We start from the raw sequence: 18,868 nt of genomic DNA, 5'->3' as shown, positions 1-18,868 counted from the left end.
TGAGCTCCGCATCACGCGCCGCAAGATAGTCGTTGACCGTGACCAGATGCACGCCTTTGCCGCTGATGGCGTTTAGATACATGGCCAAGGTACCCATGAGGGTTTTACCTTCACCTGTTTTCATCTCGGCGATTTTGCCTTCGTGCAAGGTGATACCACCGATCAGCTGCACATCATAGTGGCGCATGCCATTGACGCGCCATGACGCCTCACGGCAGACAGCAAACGCTTCTGGCAATAGCGCATCCAAGCTCTCGCCGTTTTGGTGCCGCGCTTTAAACTCGGCAGTTTTTTGTTGTAATTGCTCATCAGACAGGGCTTGTATCTCAGCCTCTTGTGCGTTGATCTTACTGACCACGCGGCGCATGCGTTTTAGTTCGCGGTCATTTTTGGTGCCAACCACACTGCCTATAATCTTTGATAACATAATTTTTTGACCTATGGAAATATTCGATAATTAGTGCGCATTAGCCAATGCCTAGCGTAGCACCCTACTTGGTGCTTGTCGTCACTCGGCGCAGTTTATCTAATACTGCGCGCTATTTTATGATACTGCGCTCAACTAAGTATCGCCCAATTAAGTGTGCCGTCATTATATATGGTTATGACGCTGATGGATACAAGGGCTGTGAGCAGATATTTGCCGACGTAAAAACAGCGCTGAACGTGTTAAAATAGCGCCTATACCCTTAATTTAACAGCTGTTTCGTGATATCAATAAACGCAAATAACTGCCAACCTGCATCCTCGATTTTTTCTAAAAAATACGCATTTTTTCTAAGCAAACCCATTTAAGTACCATAAGAGACTCTGCATGACCGTCAACACCTCTGCCCCGCACGCTCGTATTAGCCATCCTGCGCCCACAAAAGATACCGCGGCCAAACAGCCTTCATCCAAGGCAAGCGCTACCAAATCTGCAGACGCCGATCAGCTACTTATCGGCGATACTGTTTATCATTTGGCCGATCACACGCCGATGATGGTGCAATATCTAACCATGAAAGCCAACTATCCACAAGCGCTGCTGCTATACCGGATGGGTGATTTTTATGAGCTGTTTTTTGATGATGCCAAGCGTGCCGCACAGATACTAGACATCACGCTCACGCGCCGCGGCACCGACAAAGCAGGCAATACCATTGCCATGGCGGGTGTGCCGTTTCATGCTGCCGACAGCTACATGGCGCGGCTCATCGCGGCAGGTCAGACAGTGGTCGTCTGTGAGCAAGTGGACGACGCATCAACCGATGCAGCCAACCCCTCCTCTGCTCCATCGGCGATGGGCGATAAACAAAAAAAGAGTAGCAAGGCCACTGGTATCATGCGCCGTGAGGTGGTCAAAACGCTGACCGCAGGCACCATCACGGATGACGCGCTGATCGCGCCCAACCACACACCGACCGTAGTGGCAATCGATATCGCCCAGCCGCGAGCAAACAGCAAGCAGCCCCTACAGGCCGCCGTCAGTCAGCTCGACTTAGCCGCTGGCACCCTGACCACTCAGAGCCTGAGCGCCAATCATGATGACTACGATGACCTACGAACGCAGATGCTGACAGTGCTTGCCCGCTTCGCCCCTAGCGAATGTATCATCAGCGAAGCACTGAGCGATGCTACTGGCAGTGCTGATACCGACTGGCCGCTATGGCTGCGACAACACCTGGACTGTCCGATCATCGAAGTCGCTGCCAATGACTTTCACCGCGCCCATGCCGCAGACACCCTTTGTCAGCAGTTTGGGGTGCAGCGTCTCGATGGGCTTGGTATCCATGACGCGCCGCTTAGCCAGTCTAGCTGTGCCGCCTTGATTCATTATGCGCAGCAAACCCAGCAGCGTCATGTGCCGCAGGTCAATCAGCTTATCGTCGAGTTTAGCGATGATTACTTGATCATCGATGCCGGTAGTCAGCAAAACCTTGAGCTGTTTGCTCCAGTCAGTAGCAGCGGTACATCGCTGGTCTCGGTCGTGGGTCACTGCCAAACGCCGATGGGGCGCCGCCTGCTGGTGCAACAAATGAAACGCCCCTTGCGCCAGCATGCACGTATCAATATGCGCCTAGACGCCATAGACAAACTTTTGCATACAGACAGCCCAGCTGACAGCAGCAAGCACAGTCGTCCGCATAGTCCGCAGCTACAGCGTCCCTCATTGGTCAAGAATTTACGCGACACGCTAAGCGCCATCGGTGATATCGAGCGAATCAGCAGTCGCATCGGGCTGATGAGCGCCAAACCGCGAGACTTGCGCAAACTGGTGGACGGTATCAACAGCAGCGCGCAGCTGAGCACCTTATTAGAGCAAGCAGGCATCCATCAAGAGCAGGCAGGACTGCTTGCCATGCTCATGCAGCAACTGCCCGCGCAGCTACCTGCGGTACAATCCGTCGCCGAGCTGATCGAGCGTGCCATTATCCCAGAGCCACCTGCTCATATCCGCGATGGCGGTATGATAGCTGCCGGTTATGATGAAGAATTCGATCGCCTCACACACCTACATGACAACATCCAAGTGACACTAGATGAGATGGTCGCGCGCGCCCGTCAGGACAATCAGCTACCCAGTCTAAAAGTCGGGTTTAATAAAGTCAGTGGCTTTTATTTTGAACTACCCAAAATGCAAGCAAAGAATGCCCCTGCCCACTTTATCCGTCGGCAAACGCTCAAGAGTAGTGAGCGTTTTATCACCGATGAGCTAAAAGAAGTCGAGACCGAATACCTAAGCGCACAAAGCTTAGCACTGGCTCGAGAAAAACAGCTATATCATGAGCTGTTGACGATACTCAGTAGTCATTTAGCCGCATTGCAGCAGCTAAGCGCTGCCATCGCTCAAATAGATGTACTCAGCAACTGGGCGCAGCTTGCGACCCTTTATAATTGGCAACGTCCCGTTATGACTAACGATTCAAGCGATGGCAACTTGTTAAAAAACAGCGACCAGAGCAGTATCGACATCCAGCAAGGCCGCCATGTGGTGGTCGAGGCGGCATTAAACCCCGACAATACCAGCAGCCCAGCCGCGCAAGGCACAACACAGACTTTTAGCCAAAACCTCAGCCAACACACCAGCAAACCTGCGCGCGCCCATGCCTTTGTCGCCAACGACTGCGCGCTGGGCAGTGCCAATACTAAAGAAGGACATCCTGAGCGCCTGCTGATGATCACAGGCCCCAATATGGGCGGCAAATCAACCTACATGCGCCAGACCGCTCTTATTGTCCTGCTCGCGCACTGTGGCAGCTTTGTGCCAGCGGCCAGCGCGCGCATCGGTGATATCGACCGCATCTTTACCCGTATTGGCTCGGCTGATGATTTGGCAGGCGGCAAGTCGACCTTTATGGTTGAGATGATCGAAACGGCCAATATCTTAAACCAAGCGACCGATAAATCACTGGTGCTCATGGATGAAGTCGGCCGCGGTACTGCCACCACCGACGGGCTGGCCATCGCCCACGCTTGTGTCAACCGGCTGCTTGAGATCGGCTGCTTGACCCTGTTTGCCACCCACTACTTTGAGCTGACACAATTGGCTGCGCAAAATAAAGGTATTCGTAACGTCCATGTCGCCGCCAGTGAAATCGATGGGCAACTACTACTGCTGCACCAAATCCGTGATGGCGCGGCCAGCTCTAGCTTTGGCCTCCATGTCGCCAAGATGGCCGGCATTCCGCCATCGGTGATTGGTGACGCCAAACGCTACTTGCGCGATAATCCAACGATGGTGGCGAATACTCAAAGCATTGATGACTCCCAATGCGTTGATGACGCTCAAGCCGTTGATGACAAAAGCGACTTAGCTAAGTCGCGAACGGATAATTGCCAGCTTGACAATCAAAGACCGCTGACCACCGTAGAGGCCAACCCTCTAAACTATGAGCAAGCAGTAGCAGATATTCCACAGCAAAATCAGCTATTTAGCTTACAAGACGAGCTGGCAGCCATCAACCCTGATAACCTAACGCCCAAACAAGCGCATGACCTGCTCTATCATCTTAAGGATATCATTAGTCACTAAAGGGAATTGTCAAATCAGCATAAAGGCGCTAAAATGTGGCTTGTTTTTAGTCAATCTAGTTTTTTACTTACTCTAGCCCTTATGGTGCGTCATTAAGCAGACTGCCGCGACGATTGAGTATCGCGATCGCCGTCATACTCGCCGCGGTAGGCGCTGACGATACAGGCACCATATCAGCCAAATCAATAACAGGTAGACATCACTATGACCTTTGTCGTTACAGATAACTGCATTCTTTGCAAATACACCGACTGTGTGGAAGTCTGTCCTGTGGACTGCTTTTATGAAGGACCAAACTTTTTGGTCATCGACCCTGATGAGTGCATCGACTGCGCGCTATGTGAGCCTGAATGCCCGGCCAATGCCATCTTCTCAGAAGACGAGGTGCCGAAGGGGCAAGAGATGTTCACTCAGCTAAATGAAGAGCTGGCGCAAAAATGGCCAAACATCACAGAGATGAAAGAGCAGATGCCAGAAGCCGCCAAATGGGACGGCGTCGAGGGTAAAATTCAGTATTTAGAGAAGTAGGCAGCCTGATCGCACTTTGATGCGTGGATAAACCCCGTCAATAAAAAACCACCGAGCGGCAACTGCTGTTCGGTGGTTTTTTATCATAACTACTGACAAGCTTGTGGTAAATACGCGTCTTTGATACCCGCACTTGCCTGACACTGCCACGTCCCATCCGCTAAATAATCAAGGCTGAGCGTCTGCGCTTGCAAATAAGGCAGGTTGTGAATACGACAAATAATAGCATTTGCTGTCGTACTGCCAGCCAGCGGTGCTGTGACGGTAAACTGACAATATTTGGTCTGGGCTGGCATATTTAGCCCACGAGGACTAAAATCTGCCACCCCTGCGCCATTGTCAATCAAGGTACGATATGGCAGACGAAAGTGATTTATTTCTTTATAAATAGTCATGATCTGGGTCTTTCTGACCTGCGTCTGATAGCTGACGGTCGCTGTCGCTGCCAAGATACCGATGATAGCGACGGCGATCATTAGCTCTATCAAGGTATAGCCAGATTGCGCGCTGCCGGATTGTGTCAGGTGACGATTTGCGGCAGTATGATGTTGATACTTCATAGCATTATTATCAATTAATGTGATAGTTGCTATGGTGCAGAGAGTATGCCAGTTAGGTTTGCGGCGATTAGCCAGTTATTAAACGCAAAAAAGCCAAACAGTACGTTTGGCTTTTTGCGTTTAATCAGACTTTGCATACACTGGACATTTCGTTCAGCATTTTGCCTTGTATGATATGAGCTAAGTTAAGAGCCTAGCCTACGCTTGTTACTATTGATCAATCATATGTTGGTATATCATCATCTTCACCTTATTACTGCCCTTAACGCCTTCGTTTGATGTGCCATTACTTAATAACGCCACCACACTACCGTTATCACTAACGGCTACTAATGATGATAATCCCAATAAGTTACCATCACGATAGTGTACTTTGACTGATTGAGGATCGGGCTGATAAGTGACCATCGCATAACCATAGCACTCTGCTATTTGTGTCAAGTCACAGGCTACTTTAGAGCTGTCTGTTAATATGTTTGGTGGTGATTTAAGCGACATTGCCTTTACTTGTTGGGCTAAATCAATAGCATTTCCCGATAACCCCGCAGCCGACGCAAGCCCTTCATAATCAAATGCTGTATAGATATCAGCGTATCCAGTTAGCCCTGTTTCGACATAGTTATATGTCACCTCATCATTCATAGCATGATTGGGTATAAAACGTAGACTCGTGTCAGCAAAACTATAGTTTTCTGCGATGACCTTCGTATATGGTTTGTTATAGATGCGGCTAACAACTTCGCCCAGTAGGCAGTAGCCCAGATTAGAATAACTGGTTTTACTATCAGGGGTAAAGCCTAACTCAATATTATTTAATTCAGTGATGTGATTGGGACAAATAGCCTTGCCGATACCAAACATGTCCTGCCCAAAGACGCTATAACGATCAAACCCGGCGCGGTGCAATAATAACTGCCCGATAGTAATGTCTTTGATACGCGCATCTTTTGGCGTGTCAATCTCAGTGATGATCGCTGAAAGTTTGGTATCTAGGGATAATCTACCTTCTTTGACCAGTGCTAATATCGCATCAGACGTCCATAGCTTGGTGACGCTAGCATAGCGAAAGCGTGTCTGTTCGGTTGTGGCATCCGATAGTATAGGATACTTACCCTGATAGCCGTTTTCGCAGTGATGCAGTGTGCCATTAGGCTCTATATAAGCAATTTGGTTGGCAGGAGCATTACCATGGCGGGTTTGATAGCGTAAAACATCAGCAAGCCACGTAGGGCTATCATCACTACAAGTCATTTCTCTGACAGCCAACTCAGCACGAATAGGATAAGTCTTTAGCCATAATTTATTACGTGCTTGAGGGTTCGCATAATAATACCCCCATACTGTAGTGACATAGAATAGAACTAATACTATTCCAATATCCGTCCACTTCAAATCTTTAAACATTGGCGGTATTCATCGTTAAGATAGCTTTTAATAGTGAGTAACTATAGTCGAGTTTAAACAAATAAAACGTAGGGTTATAAAGTCGCTTAATAAAAAGTTGTTTTTCTTGTATGCTGTGTCTACACTGATAGAAGCTACGAAAAACATTTTTTTAATTCACTGCATCACTTTTATATCGGGTTGACTATAGTATGAAACAGAAAAAAGCCAAGTAAACATACTTGGCTTTTTTATTTATAGAAATAACACTAATTAAGTTAATGCTGTTAAAGCTGACGAAGAAGCTTCACAGCCTGAAGGTACATACTTTGAATCGACATCAGTTGTGCAAGTCCATGTACCATTCTCGTCACGTAACCAATGTAATAGTTTTGGGGTATCACCCTTTAAATTAGAAGAGGCGTTACTACCAAATTTGCCTTCGATCGTAGCTTTACCATCAGCAGTAATATTAATTTTTGGTGAATTGGCGTCAGTACCAGTTACTTGAACAGCTTCACCTAATAAGTTAGATGCTGTTAGACCTAAGTCAGCTGCATCACATACCGTAGATGAGCTTGTGGTACCAGTAGTTTTACCAGCATTAACACAATCTTCTACAGCAGTTTTATAACCACCTGTTTCACCCATAACACGGGATACTTGAGACTTAGTGATATAGTTTTGATACTGAGGAATCGCAACTGCGGCCAAGATACCGATGATAGCAACCACGATCATTAGTTCGATTAAGGTAAAACCTTTTTGAGCGTTCATAAGAACTCCTTTAGAGAGGATAAAGATAACGGATATTCGCTCGCGCTATCTTTCGTTATGTTAGGTATTGGATATAGTGTATTGATCTTTCGTGCTCTAGTAGATGCATATAGCGTGCCAATATCATTAGTTATAGTAGGTATATGTGCTAAGTGCTCAATTCTTATCGCTATTTATCAATATTTTCGTGCAGTCACTTACCGTACTGTTATCTACTGACACTAATTGTTACGCTAAGCATAACTAAAAGTGTCAGTTTATGTCAATGGCAGCTACTCTGGCTCACGATAACTGACAATAATTGTCAGTTGCCAGACTATTTTTTAGTCATTCCATTCGCTACCAGTGCCGCATTTTTTTTCGGTACCGATAGTACGGCATTTAATGTTTTGATAATTAAGGCTCCCACGCCATCACTTGCCATTTGCGTACCAGACTTCGGCGTTGCCGTAATCATCCACGTAGAAGCGAGCGGATCAGGGGTAAAGCCGACCGTATATAGCGCTGTCCCTTGCTGAGGATAGACGGTCGCAAAGTCTGCTTTGATCTGCGCACTGATAGCACGGTAGCTACCCTGTGCCAGCTTGCGACTCTCAATCTCTGAGGCGATATTTTGCATCTCTGTCATCATATCGACCCGCTTGGTCTTGATGACATAGCGCTGATAGCTGGGATAAACGATAGCCGCGAGCACACCGATGATGGCGACGACGATCATCACCTCGACGAGAGTAAAACCACTCTGTGTATGCTTGCTACTGTTGATCATTACCACTCCTTCTGGCCTGTGCCGCAGTTCTTATCGCCTATTTTTACTTCATTCTCATTTTGACAACGCACACCATTACTGCCGAGCATCATATAGTGAGCATTTTTAGTGATACCTGTGTTGTTAGGTGAAGCTAGCATTTTCCATGAGCGACCTGTGACTGTATCAACATCAGTGCCGCTAGTTATCAAAGAACTGCTGGTGTCTCTACCATCAACCAACGTAATCTGGTAACGATAATTACTAGCGTTACTCCCACTTGGGACATAAATCGTTTTATTGGTTGGTTTGTCGTCATAAACATAAGTTGGAGTAGCAGTTCCGTTGCTAGTAGTTATTTTTTGCGGAGCAAACCCTTGATAGCTAAGCTGTCTGCTGCGCCATCGCTCCAGCTCTATTTGAAGTTGTTGCATCTTAGCTTGGACGTCACGCTCCGCATTTAGTACTGCATAGCGCCGATAGCTAGGAATAGCGATGGCAGCTAGTATACCGATGATAAAAATGATAATCATCAGCTCGATAAGCGTAAAGCCCTGAGCCACGCGGCGCGCGACTGATGAGCGATATGCCATTATGTTTGCCGCCATCTTTTGTCACCCTTATCTTTTATCTTGACGAAGTCTCACTATAAAACACCAGTTTTTTATTGACTGCTGTTTTGCTCATACCATGCTTTTGGCTGTAGCGTATAGCGCTCATTAAATAAGTATTCCGTTGCGCTACCATCACCGCCAGCTTGACTTGGCTTACCAGTACCAGGATAAAGATCTTTGATATTACTGTCGTTTTTAAAACTATCTTGACCGTATCCAGCACGGTTTGCAGCTTCGATACGATCAGCAATAGTAGTAGTACCTATCAAGACCTTTATGTCTTTGTTATCAGCGTTGTATGCACCAAGCGTCAGCTCTTGAATACCTTGTCCTGCCGGAACGTAGCCACCAGTGCCTGTCACTGAATCATCATCCATACAGATACCGTAAGGTAGACAATATAGCTGACGCTCTGAACCACCTACGATTCGTGCTGCACAACTTGAGACGGCGCCATAGATTTTATCGGGGTTATAGACAGTGGTATATAAGATATTGTTGATAGCAGCCATGTCACCTACACCCTTGTTGTACCTGACTTTACTATAGCCGTCAAAACGAGTCAGTGGATAATACCAGCCTTTTTTGCCACCCGTAATCATCAACTTCTTGACCTCAGACTTCTTATCGGCAGTCACAGTACCCGCAAGCTTATCGGCCAAATTCACCAAGTTTTCATTTTTCAAATTAGTGACGGTTTTAGTGAATCCATCTTTGTATAAATCAATACTCGAGATATCAGTGTCAATGATACCGTAGACTCGATTGGCATACTCATTGTTGTCACGCAACGTCGACAGTGGCGAGCTACGATTACCAGAGATGACATTAATAAGGGCAAAGATACTACCGTTGTTAGAGCCGCCTTCGCTACGGTAGAAGCTTACTACTGGACGGGTATAAAAACGGTATGCATATTTTTTGTCGACATCAGCACTGGCATTTAGGATACGAGTCATACTTTTATTGCTAAAATTATCAACTGCGTCAAAACCAAACTGCTCGATTCGCGCATTTTCAAAGTCTGCTCGAAACACCTGTCCACCAAGGTCAGCAGCATAAAGATGATCCATCAGCCCGTCATTGTCACGGTCAAGTACGGTAATTTCGCCCGTAAAACTATGAATCATGTTGCTATTATCACTTTTGGTCGCTGACCAAATTAAATCACCAGTCTTAGCATTAATCATGTAGATAGCATTGCCTTTAGCAGGCTTGCTATCAGTAGGAGCATACTCAGCGTCTTCGTAGCTCATATCATAGCCACCACCAAATATCAGGACATCAGTAGGTTTAGTGTTTTTGTTAGCGTCTGATCCTTTATTTAAGCGAATTTTGGCCGCTGTTGGTTTGCTCCAAATTTGTCCAAGTCGAGAAAACTTCGTCGAGGGCTCACCGTTTAAGGTGTTTGGCGTGATACTAAATTTAATTTTAGGACTGGATTTATCACTAATGTCTATACCGTAGAAAGCTTGTCCACCCATTCGCAAGCCACCATAAGCAAACATACCCTTATCATCTGTAGTATCCACCGTGACTCTTTTATTCTCTAAATCGTATTTATAATCAGTGGTGACCAGCCACGGCGCATCAACACCGAAATATGGTGTTCCAACTTCATCTTTTATAGAACCTTCTACCAATGCTTTTGGTTGCGTCTCCACCATAAGCTTAGGGATGATAGCGAACTCTTCTACACCTGTATCGGCGTCGACTAAATGCAGTGCCCCATCCATTGAGCCAAATAATACGTAATCGTCGCGCGTATCAGTGATACGGCCATTGTTATCTAGGGTCGCGCCATAAGAGACTGCTGTGGGTGTAGAGTGCACTACTCCACCAAGTACCTTGACTTCATTGGTAGGCTGGTCGAGTTTTAGCTTATCTACTTCATCAGAGCTAGTCGACTGACCATCTTTAGTCAATACTTCACTAAAACCTAAAAAGCTCAGTAAACGACGTTTGTTTATTTCATTTGCGTCGGTATAAACACTATCAACAAGGTTGCCGAAGTTTTGTGGCTTACCATTACTATCCACAGTTATTTTGCGTAAAACAGGCGTGTCCGAAGTTTTGTGGCTTACCATTACTATCCACAGTTATTTTGCGTAAAACAGGCGTCTTTTTGTCCTGTAGAGTGTCTTCTACATAGACAGTACGTAGACTAGATAGCCCGGAGTTTGGAGACTTCAGCTGTGCATAGACACCGCCAGCGGCAATATTATTGTTAGCCGGCTTACCATCTACACTAACTCCAACGGTTTGCCACAAGTCTTGAGTGGCAGCACTTAGGTTACCTGCGACATCTTCATATAGCAGCTTATCGTTTTTACCATATAATGTGCCTTTATTTAGGTCATATTTTTTTAGGTTGCCGCGCCAGATACTGCTTGCTGAGGCAATATTTGGATCTAGCATAGGTAGATAGGCATAAGGTAGCTGATTAGCAGCACGATATGGATCATCAGGAATTGTGATCGTGCCAGAGGGTGCTGTGTTGATTATTTGAACCAAACCTGAAGCAAAGTCAACGATACTGGCAGCAATATCTTCAGACTTTTCTGTATAGTAAAAACCGCCATCGCCAAAGGTTTTTACTTCATCATCACCTTTGCGTTCACCAAGTTTACAAAGGTTACGAATATCGTCATCGACATTATTTCCGCTGTTGCAATCGGTGACTTCTTTTGATTTACCATTGATAATAATATTACGAGTACCTGTTAAGCCATCAAAATCTTTACCAAACCCAACGGTCGCCGTTTTGATCGGTAGCCCTTTTGGGTTGTTAGCAGGGTTACGTAGTAGCGCAGCATAGCTTGCCATACATGCCCAGCCTCTATTACTATCTACATTTGGCAAACCACTGCAAGTATTTATAGATAAAGATGATGAGTAAGACAGTGAGTTATTCATAATAGTTTTTGCTCTGCTAGTGCTACTACCATTAGGATAACCATCAGTTAATAGATAAATACCATTACCACTACATTCTTCATCATTGAGGGGCGATATATAACTGCCGTTATTTTTGGTACTGTTATCAGAGTAGTCAAAACCGCTCCACCAAGTACTATTACTATAACCACTATCTTTTGTAGAGGTGCCCATCATATAAGCACCAGATTCTGCTAAAGCGTGGGCTGTAGGCGTTCCTCCAGTAGGGTTTAGACCTATGACCTTATTGAGCAATTCAACACGCTGCTCTGCGCTCAACTCGCGGGTAGGTGTTAGAATAACTGCCCGACTACCATCACCATTGAGGCTATAATTCCCCATGCCAATACTATAATCATCAGGTAGCGAACCTGTCGGTTTGAGACTTCCATCTTGTACGTTATAAACCCTATCAGCAAGTAGCTCTAAAAGGGCTAATTTGAGCTGTGTCATGCGATCAGTTGTTATATTACTTCGATCATACCTATCAGTACAACCATAAGGAGTATAGGGTCCTTGTGCATGCACTTGATTAAAGTTTAAAACTGTATTACCGTTTTCATCTCGTAGCAGACCATCAGGCTGATTTGCATCCTTTTCACGCTCATACACAACCAGCTGAATGGCTTTATCTGTTCTATAACTCTTTTGACCCCTACAAGAGCCGTCATAATAGCTCATACTTCCTGATGTATCTAACATCATAAAAATAGCAGCCGTTCCAGGCTTAGCAGGTGCATAAATCTCTAAGTCGCCAATCGGTTTACGCTTAATAGTGGCAGTATTGGTATGCGCAGATGTCGTTATCAGACCCATAATTATTGACGCTGTCAATGCTTTGATAGGCCACTTGCGTGAGTACGATTTGTTATTTCTGTAGATCATGACCTACTCCTAATAGCAATTTTTTAATATTTGACTCAGACATAACTATGGTGGTTGGACTAACTAGTAGGTAATGTGCAGAGCTTACCGCTACCTTTACCAAAATTGACGCATTTAGTGCGCTTAGATTGGTTTTCGACATTGGCCATCTCATAGATGACCGTACTTGGCACACCCGCTTTTGTCATACAGCCTCCGATAGTATCAGTCGTATCATTTACTGAGTGTAAGCGGCTTGTTTGTTCAAAACAATTTTTGCTACCTACCGATGTGTCACCATATGCTGGTAATACTGCCGTACTATTGATATCAAAAGTAAAAGCTTGACTAGATATCTCGCTACTGTCTTGACCGATTGTATAACTTCTAAAAGGCTCGTTTTCAGAGCTAGGCGGCGTTAGGGCAACACTGACCTGAGTCATGCTGGCATTACGAGCGCTGATGTAGTCATCAGACACAGCTGGATTACAATAACCTTTATTATTCAAACTACCAGATGGAGTAATGATTGAGGCTTTATTGATGTCAAAAAATTGCCCCCGTGGACGAAAGCAAAAGATATACTCATGATCTATACTATCGCTATTTAACATGAAGTGCCCAAAAGGACCACTACGTGAGATCATGTCGTTATAAATATTTGTGTTACTACTGCCATTGATGCTCTGTTCTATATTTTGATGAGCATTATCAGCTGACTGTAATAATAAGGTATTTATTTGGTCACTGGTGGCCAGTCGTAAGTCTGTCGTACTCTGTCTGACCGCAATAACACCTACCAAGATGATTAACATCAAAAATAACAATACCACGATTAATACAGCACCCTGTTGGGCAACTGGCAACTCGCTAGGATATGAGCTCGGCATATCAGACACTTGACTCTCCTTTATGGTGTGTTATTGACAGTAGCCACAATGCTCATTATCCGAGCACTTCGTAACAATATAGTCGATTCATAGCTACGTCGATAGTATTTTTTACGCGAGCTATCTGCTTTAAGTTCGTGCTTTGTGCCTAACAAAGTAAACTCATCTGCATCAGTATCAGTGATGAGCGGTGTGTTACTACGTACGATCATGCCAAGCTTGACGCTTGTAATAGCAGGTTTTTCGCCCTTAGTTGGCTTATCAATATCTAAATAAACGCTAGGCGGCAAATAAGTCAGCTGATCGACAGCTGCCTGCACACCCAAAAGGATTTTGAATTGATCAATAGCTGCAACTACTACTTCACCATTGCCAGTAAATGCCTCTGTCACATTACCATCTGTATCTACACGCCCCGCTGTACAAGCTAATACCAAGTCTTTGGTGGTAGCTGAATTACTTGCACCTGTTGCTAGACGCACAAAGTAACGCTCAACGACCCAATCTTGTTCTGCTACTTCAATTTTTCCACCTTCACAATCATATAGATCATATGGAGTGATGTTCTTATACTGAATAGTTAATTGGTCACTTGGCTTATCTTTGATGTTGGATAAACCAGTAGCGCTATTTAATGTAAGGTACTTGGTGGCGGTTGTATTATTTGTACCTAAGTTAGTTTGAGTTAATACAATACCACCATGATCAGTAGCATCCGTGATATAACTGATAGGGTTCCCTAGATTTGCTAGACGAACGTGTTCTTCAATAGCTTGCATAGCGAAAATACTGCTATCTTGTACCTCAGAAGCGCTTTGTTGGATGGTGATGGTACGAGTATTAATCAAATAGACCTGCATTACAGCTGCAGAAACCAAAAGTCCAAGCACTAAAGCAATCATCAACTCAATAAGAGTGAAACCACGAATGTTCGTTAAAGATGCATTGGACAACAAACGGGCAGTACGGTATTTTGTCATCTAGTAAGCCTCCGAGATAAGACAGTGACTACCTGTCTTATATACACCATTAGCAGAGGCACAAGCTTTACTATCATTATCATCAAGGATAGCCTTGGTATCACTCCATGCCGTGATAACACACATTTGCTGTTGAATAGCTTGTGCAGATGTACCTGGGCACATAACGATACTAACACTAAGATCTTGATCTTTTGCCATTTTTTTAACTATTAAAGCATCACGTGCTGCTAACTGATTGATATCACAGGACTGCTGGGCGATCTCTTTACCTTCTATGGTTTTAGTGGTGGTAGATAGACAGCTATCTGTTCCTACAATACTCACGACTTGACTATCGATCGTAACGCTATCCGTTGCATTACTACTAACCACCGCTTGTACAGTTGGTACTGCGTTGTTATCACTAGCTACTGCTTTGGCAAAGCTGCTGCCACTACCTGTCACATATGCTTCAGGATAGGCCCGCATCACCTCGGCCAAGTTACGTACGACTGTCAATGACTTAGTCCTAACTAAGCTTTCGTCTGTAGTGCTAATAGCACGCACTTGTAATGCGCTAAAGCCTAATACAGCAATAGACAACAGTAATACAGCAACCAATACCTCTACTAGCCCGATACCTGACTGCCTATTATTAACTCTCATTCACAAACCCCTCCTAGCTTGCTACTGATTAGTCCTACGCTACTAACAACTACCTGTCTAGAGGTGGCGGATTTGTTACTATCACAAATAGTATATGTGACCCCGGTACTTACTGTTTTATTAGGCCTGAAAGTTATCTTATTCGCTGAAGACTTTACAATACTCTTCGCATCATATGGATAAGTCGCAATAATTACTAAGTTTGATTCTGTAGGGTTTCCAGCTCCGTTCCCGCTTCCGTTCCCGCTTCCGTTCCCGCTTCCGCTTCCGCTTCCGCTTCCGCTTCCGCTTCCGCTTCCGCTTCCGTTCCCGTTCCCGTTCCCGTTCCCGTTCCCGTTCCCGTTCCCGTTCCCGTTCCCGTTTCCGTTCCCGTTTCCGTTTCCGTTCCCGCCACTATCTGGATCTGTCGGTGGCGTATCTAACGCCCATGCTGAATTAATAAAAAAGCTTGTCCAGTCTTTAGGTCTTGTTACTGTTAAAGATACTAACGGGCCTGAATAGGGAACCTCAACATTGATCATATTGTTTGACTTATTTCCATTCATATAGCTAACGGTTACGGGTATTTTATTAATACTACTTTCAGCTCTAGCCTCTTTTAACACATTTACTAAAGTAGTGGTTGTTGATTTTACTCGCTGATTTGCTAACTGTTTACTTATACTAGGAGCAGCAATGCTTGCAACAATACCTAAGACCACGATCGTCACCATTAGCTCAACTAATGTGAACCCTAAGCAAGCTATAAATCTGGCTTGTGATATTTTTACCGTAGAATTATGCATGTCGCTATCCTATTCTTGGTTACTGTCAAAAACTGACGTGATTTTTATCAAACAATAGCGTATTTAACCGCTTAAGGAAATTTAATCTTTATAAAGGCATCTTAAAAAGTTGTTTAATAGGCTTGAACTACATACCTGCAATTTTTGTACCATTTACTATTACTCAGGTCTATACTCATTGCTGATCTAATAGATTTACTAAGTCTAGCGATACGGTCTCTTATCTTATCAGTTACTCATATCATCGTTACAGAAACATTCCAGAATTATTTAGTGTATATCAAATCGAAGTCGCAAGCCAGCAAGCTTACTGCTGACTCCCATGAGCGAGTGCATAGGCAGATAGGTGATAGCGGTTGGTCGGCAATGAGGACGCAGAGGCGGTATTGGTAGCAGGTTTATACAAAGCGCGGCCCAGCGCTTGTAGGCTAGCACCTGTGGTTGCGACATCATCGAACAGCAGTAAACGTTTAACTGGCGGGGTTTCGGTCAGCACAAAAGCATTATTGAGATTGCTGAGGCGCTCAGCACGTGTTAGGCCTTGCTGGCTGACCGTATCGTCCATGCGCTCTACCCCATGCCATAAGGGGATTTGCCAATGCTTAGACAGCTGCGCGGCTAAGATACTGACCGGATCAAAGCCACGTTTTACCAGACGTTGAGGGGTGGTTGGCATCGCGACGATGACAGCATTATCGTGATGGCAGCCATGTGGCCGTGGTAGTTGACGAATCGCATGGAGCAGCAGTGGCAGTTTGCTCATGTCTTCGTCATGCTTGAAGGCGCGAATGGCTTGCCGAATAGGATAGTCATAAAAAGTAGACGCCTGAATGCCCAAGGCGCTGCCAGCTGCGATATCAACTCTAAATGGTTTGGGCAGCCACGTAATACCATGATGGCAATGAGCACAGAGCAGACCGCGACTCAAGTGACGATGGATATACCGAGCAACCTTACCAAGGTAAATATCGGTAAGTATTGAATCAGCAATAAAAGGAGCGGCTGGGGATAGATGGGAAGACAGCAGCTGGGATGGTGCGGTGCTGCGATATACGCGGCATAGCTGGCAGCGTATATCTACATACTCTGCCAGCCATAGTCCAGTTTGATAAGGAGCCAGTCGGCGCATTGCTTGTACTCCTTAGCAGTCAAAGACGGTCGACGCCGATAAGGCCTTAAAACCCCTTCCAATCATTTAAGACGATACCAAAACCAATGGAGGTGTTTTCATGGTTATAGTCGATGATAGACTCGCCATAGCCTTGGAACAGCTGTACATAGCCATTGACGTTTTCGGTCAGTGGATAAATGTAGTCGATCTGCGCCGCGCCTTTATTGGTGCTGGGGTTATAGCGCAACGTACCGCTTAGGCTTTGCTGATCTGGCAGATCGTATAGAAATTTGATATCACCATAGCCCATGTAGTCTTCGATATCAGGGTTGTCTTCGCTGCTGCTACTTTCGTTATTGACGCGCGCCCAGAGCCGCGGTACGACCGACAACTTGCCCCACTCAGCCCCTGCCATCAGATACGCGCGGTTCCACGAACGCGATAACGGATCATCTTGGCCATTAGAGTGGTGAATGGCACCTGCACCTAGCATACGTAGACGGCCGCCAAAGGGTAAGTCAGCGGTCACAGGCTGGGTCAAAAATATCTCAGGCTGATAGTCGGTGGCGCGAAATGGCCGAGAGTTGTCCTCGTTATATACCTGCCAATGCGACTCTTGGGTATAGCCAAACCATAAATCAGCACTACTATCAAACAAGTCCTCTGCCACTTTGGTCTTTAACGACAGCTGAAACTTCAGCTCCGTCTCACGGACGTCATTGGACGTAAAAGGCTCGGTGTCTTGTGAAGGGCTGCTTGGCCCCAAGTTAGGGTCAAAGGTATAAAACAGCGGCAGTAAGTAGGTTGGACGATAAGGTCTGACGGTCCAAGTACCGCGCTCACTGTTTTTATCCAAATCATAAGATAGGCTCAGCGGGGTGTACTTTTCGATGTCCGTTTGCTTGACACCGACACTTTCGAGCACTTTGGCTTCTCGTTGGGTCAACCCCACTGTATCTAGACTCTGCGTCTCAGGCGAGGACGCCGCTTGTTGGGGCAGCTCGGCAGCCACTGCACTGCTGCTATCGGTTGTGATGGTAGAGCTTTCTTCTACAAATACCACTTGCGGGTTGCCTGACAGTGTGCTTTGAAAGGTTTTGGCTAAGTCCACAGGCTGTTTGGTGGTGGTATAGCTCGGCGTTTTGCCTTGCTCTGCCACTTTATCAAAACAAGCCAAACGCGCGGTCGCCAGCTGTACCTCGGTACATTCAGCAAACAGTTTTGCTTGTTTGGCGATAAACTCTTTACTGACCACTTTACGGTTTTGCTTACCTGCCTCTGCGCTCGCTGGTTGCTCAGTATCGGCCTCGCTGTGCGGCACCTCATAATCCTCATACTCAAACGCCGCGTCTGGAACTGGCAGCTCCCGATAGGTTTGCTCGTCCATCGCAGCGTGAGCTTGTAAAGCCGTCAAGCTCAAAGCCGCCGCGATTGCAACACATAGATGGCGATGGCTACTTTGACGACAGTTGGGTGATAAGCCATCAGATGGCTGGCTTGTGGCACAGGCTTGCGGTAATTGACGTTGAGTAATGATATGGGCAAACATAGGTGTCCTTTATCTGACCAATAATAAGGTCAGTAGAGTATTTTAGATAATGAATATACCATTAGCATCAGCGCTAATATAAAAACCATTCATTAATGGACATCGAGGGCTATGCTGACAATTCGCCTAGCCCCTTCAGCATTGTTGCTTTATTGTAATGAAAATATAGACACTATACTAGCGTTATCCTTGCTGCAAATACAGATAATAACAAACACAAAAAGACAGATCTCCGTATGAGCTTACTTTGACTAGCGAGAGACAATAGAGGTTACCATTATATCAAGCACCATGCCTGTATAAAGAAACAAGATAAACAGACAAGGACATTTAATACCTATAAAAGCAAATAGTTAGTCGGTCACCCTGCCAACCCCAAGACACCTTACCAAAAAAGCCAAGCGCCTAACATAGTAGGCGCTTGGCTTTTGATTGGCAAAATATACGGCATTAGCTGTTATGTCAGGCGGGTGTTTGAA

15 protein-coding genes and 1 pseudogene are annotated in these 18,868 nt (G+C 45.5%); 2 read left to right on the top strand and 14 right to left on the bottom strand.

Annotated features, from left to right (window positions below):
* Window positions 1-427, bottom strand: a pseudogene (gene secA / locus NK638_RS08105) (preprotein translocase subunit SecA); the annotation flags it as partial.
* A gap of 387 nt (window positions 428-814) precedes the next feature.
* Here secA and mutS point away from each other — a divergent pair.
* Both mutS and fdxA read left to right on the top strand, forming a co-directional pair.
* Window positions 815-4,015 (top strand): DNA mismatch repair protein MutS, encoded by a 3,201-nt coding sequence (mutS, locus tag NK638_RS08100; protein ID WP_446739823.1) that lies wholly within the window; start codon window positions 815-817, stop codon window positions 4,013-4,015.
* A gap of 204 nt (window positions 4,016-4,219) precedes the next feature.
* Window positions 4,220-4,543, top strand: coding sequence for a ferredoxin FdxA (gene fdxA / locus NK638_RS08095; protein WP_011279554.1), 324 nt, complete (start codon window positions 4,220-4,222; stop codon window positions 4,541-4,543).
* Between the two features lie 89 nt (window positions 4,544-4,632).
* Here the strand turns inward: fdxA and NK638_RS08090 are convergent, their stop codons facing one another.
* The 13 genes from NK638_RS08090 to NK638_RS08030 all read right to left on the bottom strand — a co-directional run bounded on the left by NK638_RS08090 (window position 4,633) and on the right by NK638_RS08030 (window position 18,389).
* Window positions 4,633-5,103, bottom strand: a complete 471-nt coding sequence (locus NK638_RS08090; protein WP_274632604.1) for a pilin — start codon at window positions 5,101-5,103, stop codon at window positions 4,633-4,635.
* 210 nt (window positions 5,104-5,313) lie between these two features.
* Window positions 5,314-6,507 carry a serine hydrolase domain-containing protein gene (locus NK638_RS08085; RefSeq protein WP_274632603.1) on the bottom strand — a complete coding sequence of 398 codons (1,194 nt, stop codon included), beginning with the start codon at window positions 6,505-6,507 and terminating at the stop codon, window positions 5,314-5,316.
* 252 nt (window positions 6,508-6,759) lie between these two features.
* Entirely contained in the window at window positions 6,760-7,263 is a 504-nt protein-coding gene (locus tag NK638_RS08080) for a pilin (protein WP_274632602.1), read from the bottom strand.
* A gap of 316 nt (window positions 7,264-7,579) precedes the next feature.
* Window positions 7,580-8,032: a type IV pilin protein gene (locus NK638_RS08075; protein ID WP_274632601.1), complete on the bottom strand. Its 453-nt coding sequence runs from the start codon at window positions 8,030-8,032 to the stop codon at window positions 7,580-7,582.
* Window positions 8,032-8,604 (bottom strand): prepilin-type N-terminal cleavage/methylation domain-containing protein, encoded by a 573-nt coding sequence (locus NK638_RS08070; protein ID WP_274632600.1) that lies wholly within the window; start codon window positions 8,602-8,604, stop codon window positions 8,032-8,034. The genes NK638_RS08075 and NK638_RS08070 overlap by 1 nt, the downstream gene beginning before the upstream one ends.
* 71 nt (window positions 8,605-8,675) lie before the next feature.
* A complete protein-coding gene (locus NK638_RS08065; protein ID WP_274632599.1) occupies window positions 8,676-10,664 on the bottom strand; it encodes a PilC/PilY family type IV pilus protein in 1,989 nt (662 codons plus the stop codon).
* Window positions 10,657-12,267 (bottom strand): hypothetical protein, encoded by a 1,611-nt coding sequence (locus tag NK638_RS08060; protein ID WP_274632598.1) that lies wholly within the window; start codon window positions 12,265-12,267, stop codon window positions 10,657-10,659. The genes NK638_RS08065 and NK638_RS08060 overlap by 8 nt, the downstream gene beginning before the upstream one ends.
* A 239-nt stretch (window positions 12,268-12,506) precedes the next feature.
* Window positions 12,507-13,316 (bottom strand): pilus assembly PilX family protein, encoded by an 810-nt coding sequence (locus tag NK638_RS08055; protein WP_274632605.1) that lies wholly within the window; start codon window positions 13,314-13,316, stop codon window positions 12,507-12,509.
* A 20-nt stretch (window positions 13,317-13,336) separates the two neighbouring features.
* Complete coding sequence (locus tag NK638_RS08050) at window positions 13,337-14,296, bottom strand: PilW family protein (protein WP_274632597.1); 960 nt, start codon at window positions 14,294-14,296, stop codon at window positions 13,337-13,339.
* The gene (gene pilV / locus NK638_RS08045) at window positions 14,297-14,944 is read right to left on the bottom strand and encodes a type IV pilus modification protein PilV (RefSeq protein WP_274632596.1); all 648 of its coding nucleotides are present in this window, start codon (window positions 14,942-14,944) and stop codon (window positions 14,297-14,299) included.
* The gene (locus NK638_RS08040) at window positions 14,941-15,729 is read right to left on the bottom strand and encodes a pilus assembly FimT family protein (protein WP_274632595.1); all 789 of its coding nucleotides are present in this window, start codon (window positions 15,727-15,729) and stop codon (window positions 14,941-14,943) included. Before NK638_RS08040 ends, pilV begins: the two co-directional genes overlap by 4 nt.
* Window positions 15,730-16,036: 307 nt before the next feature.
* Window positions 16,037-16,858 (bottom strand): ComF family protein, encoded by an 822-nt coding sequence (locus NK638_RS08035; RefSeq protein WP_274632594.1) that lies wholly within the window; start codon window positions 16,856-16,858, stop codon window positions 16,037-16,039.
* A 46-nt stretch (window positions 16,859-16,904) separates the two neighbouring features.
* Window positions 16,905-18,389 carry a phospholipase A gene (locus NK638_RS08030; protein WP_274632593.1) on the bottom strand — a complete coding sequence of 495 codons (1,485 nt, stop codon included), beginning with the start codon at window positions 18,387-18,389 and terminating at the stop codon, window positions 16,905-16,907.
* Window positions 18,390-18,868: the final 479 nt, after the last annotated feature.

Origin of the sequence: Psychrobacter sp. A3 (assembly GCF_028823565.1) — a bacterium.
Classification (GTDB): domain Bacteria; phylum Pseudomonadota; class Gammaproteobacteria; order Pseudomonadales; family Moraxellaceae; genus Psychrobacter; species Psychrobacter celer.
Note: the sequence above shows the minus strand (reverse complement) of the source record. Positions and strands in the feature narration are given on the sequence as shown.

Bases quoted from the DNA above. Each gene is read 5' to 3' on its own strand.
- NK638_RS08030 (WP_274632593.1), bottom strand. From the start codon at position 18,389: ATGTTTGCCCATATCATTACTCAACGTCAATTACCGCAAGCCTGTGCC.
- fdxA (WP_011279554.1), top strand. From the start codon at position 4,220: ATGACCTTTGTCGTTACAGATAACTGCATTCTTTGCAAATACACCGAC.
- NK638_RS08035 (WP_274632594.1), bottom strand. From the start codon at position 16,858: ATGCGCCGACTGGCTCCTTATCAAACTGGACTATGGCTGGCAGAGTAT.
- NK638_RS08060 (WP_274632598.1), bottom strand. From the start codon at position 12,267: ATGATGTTAGATACATCAGGAAGTATGAGCTATTATGACGGCTCTTGT.
- NK638_RS08080 (WP_274632602.1), bottom strand. From the start codon at position 7,263: ATGAACGCTCAAAAAGGTTTTACCTTAATCGAACTAATGATCGTGGTT.
- NK638_RS08040 (WP_274632595.1), bottom strand. From the start codon at position 15,729: ATGCATAATTCTACGGTAAAAATATCACAAGCCAGATTTATAGCTTGC.
- NK638_RS08050 (WP_274632597.1), bottom strand. From the start codon at position 14,296: ATGACAAAATACCGTACTGCCCGTTTGTTGTCCAATGCATCTTTAACG.
- NK638_RS08075 (WP_274632601.1), bottom strand. From the start codon at position 8,032: ATGATCAACAGTAGCAAGCATACACAGAGTGGTTTTACTCTCGTCGAG.
- NK638_RS08085 (WP_274632603.1), bottom strand. From the start codon at position 6,507: ATGTTTAAAGATTTGAAGTGGACGGATATTGGAATAGTATTAGTTCTA.
- NK638_RS08070 (WP_274632600.1), bottom strand. From the start codon at position 8,604: ATGGCATATCGCTCATCAGTCGCGCGCCGCGTGGCTCAGGGCTTTACG.
- NK638_RS08055 (WP_274632605.1), bottom strand. From the start codon at position 13,316: ATGCCGAGCTCATATCCTAGCGAGTTGCCAGTTGCCCAACAGGGTGCT.
- NK638_RS08090 (WP_274632604.1), bottom strand. From the start codon at position 5,103: ATGAAGTATCAACATCATACTGCCGCAAATCGTCACCTGACACAATCC.
- pilV (WP_274632596.1), bottom strand. From the start codon at position 14,944: ATGAGAGTTAATAATAGGCAGTCAGGTATCGGGCTAGTAGAGGTATTG.
- mutS (WP_446739823.1), top strand. From the start codon at position 815: ATGACCGTCAACACCTCTGCCCCGCACGCTCGTATTAGCCATCCTGCG.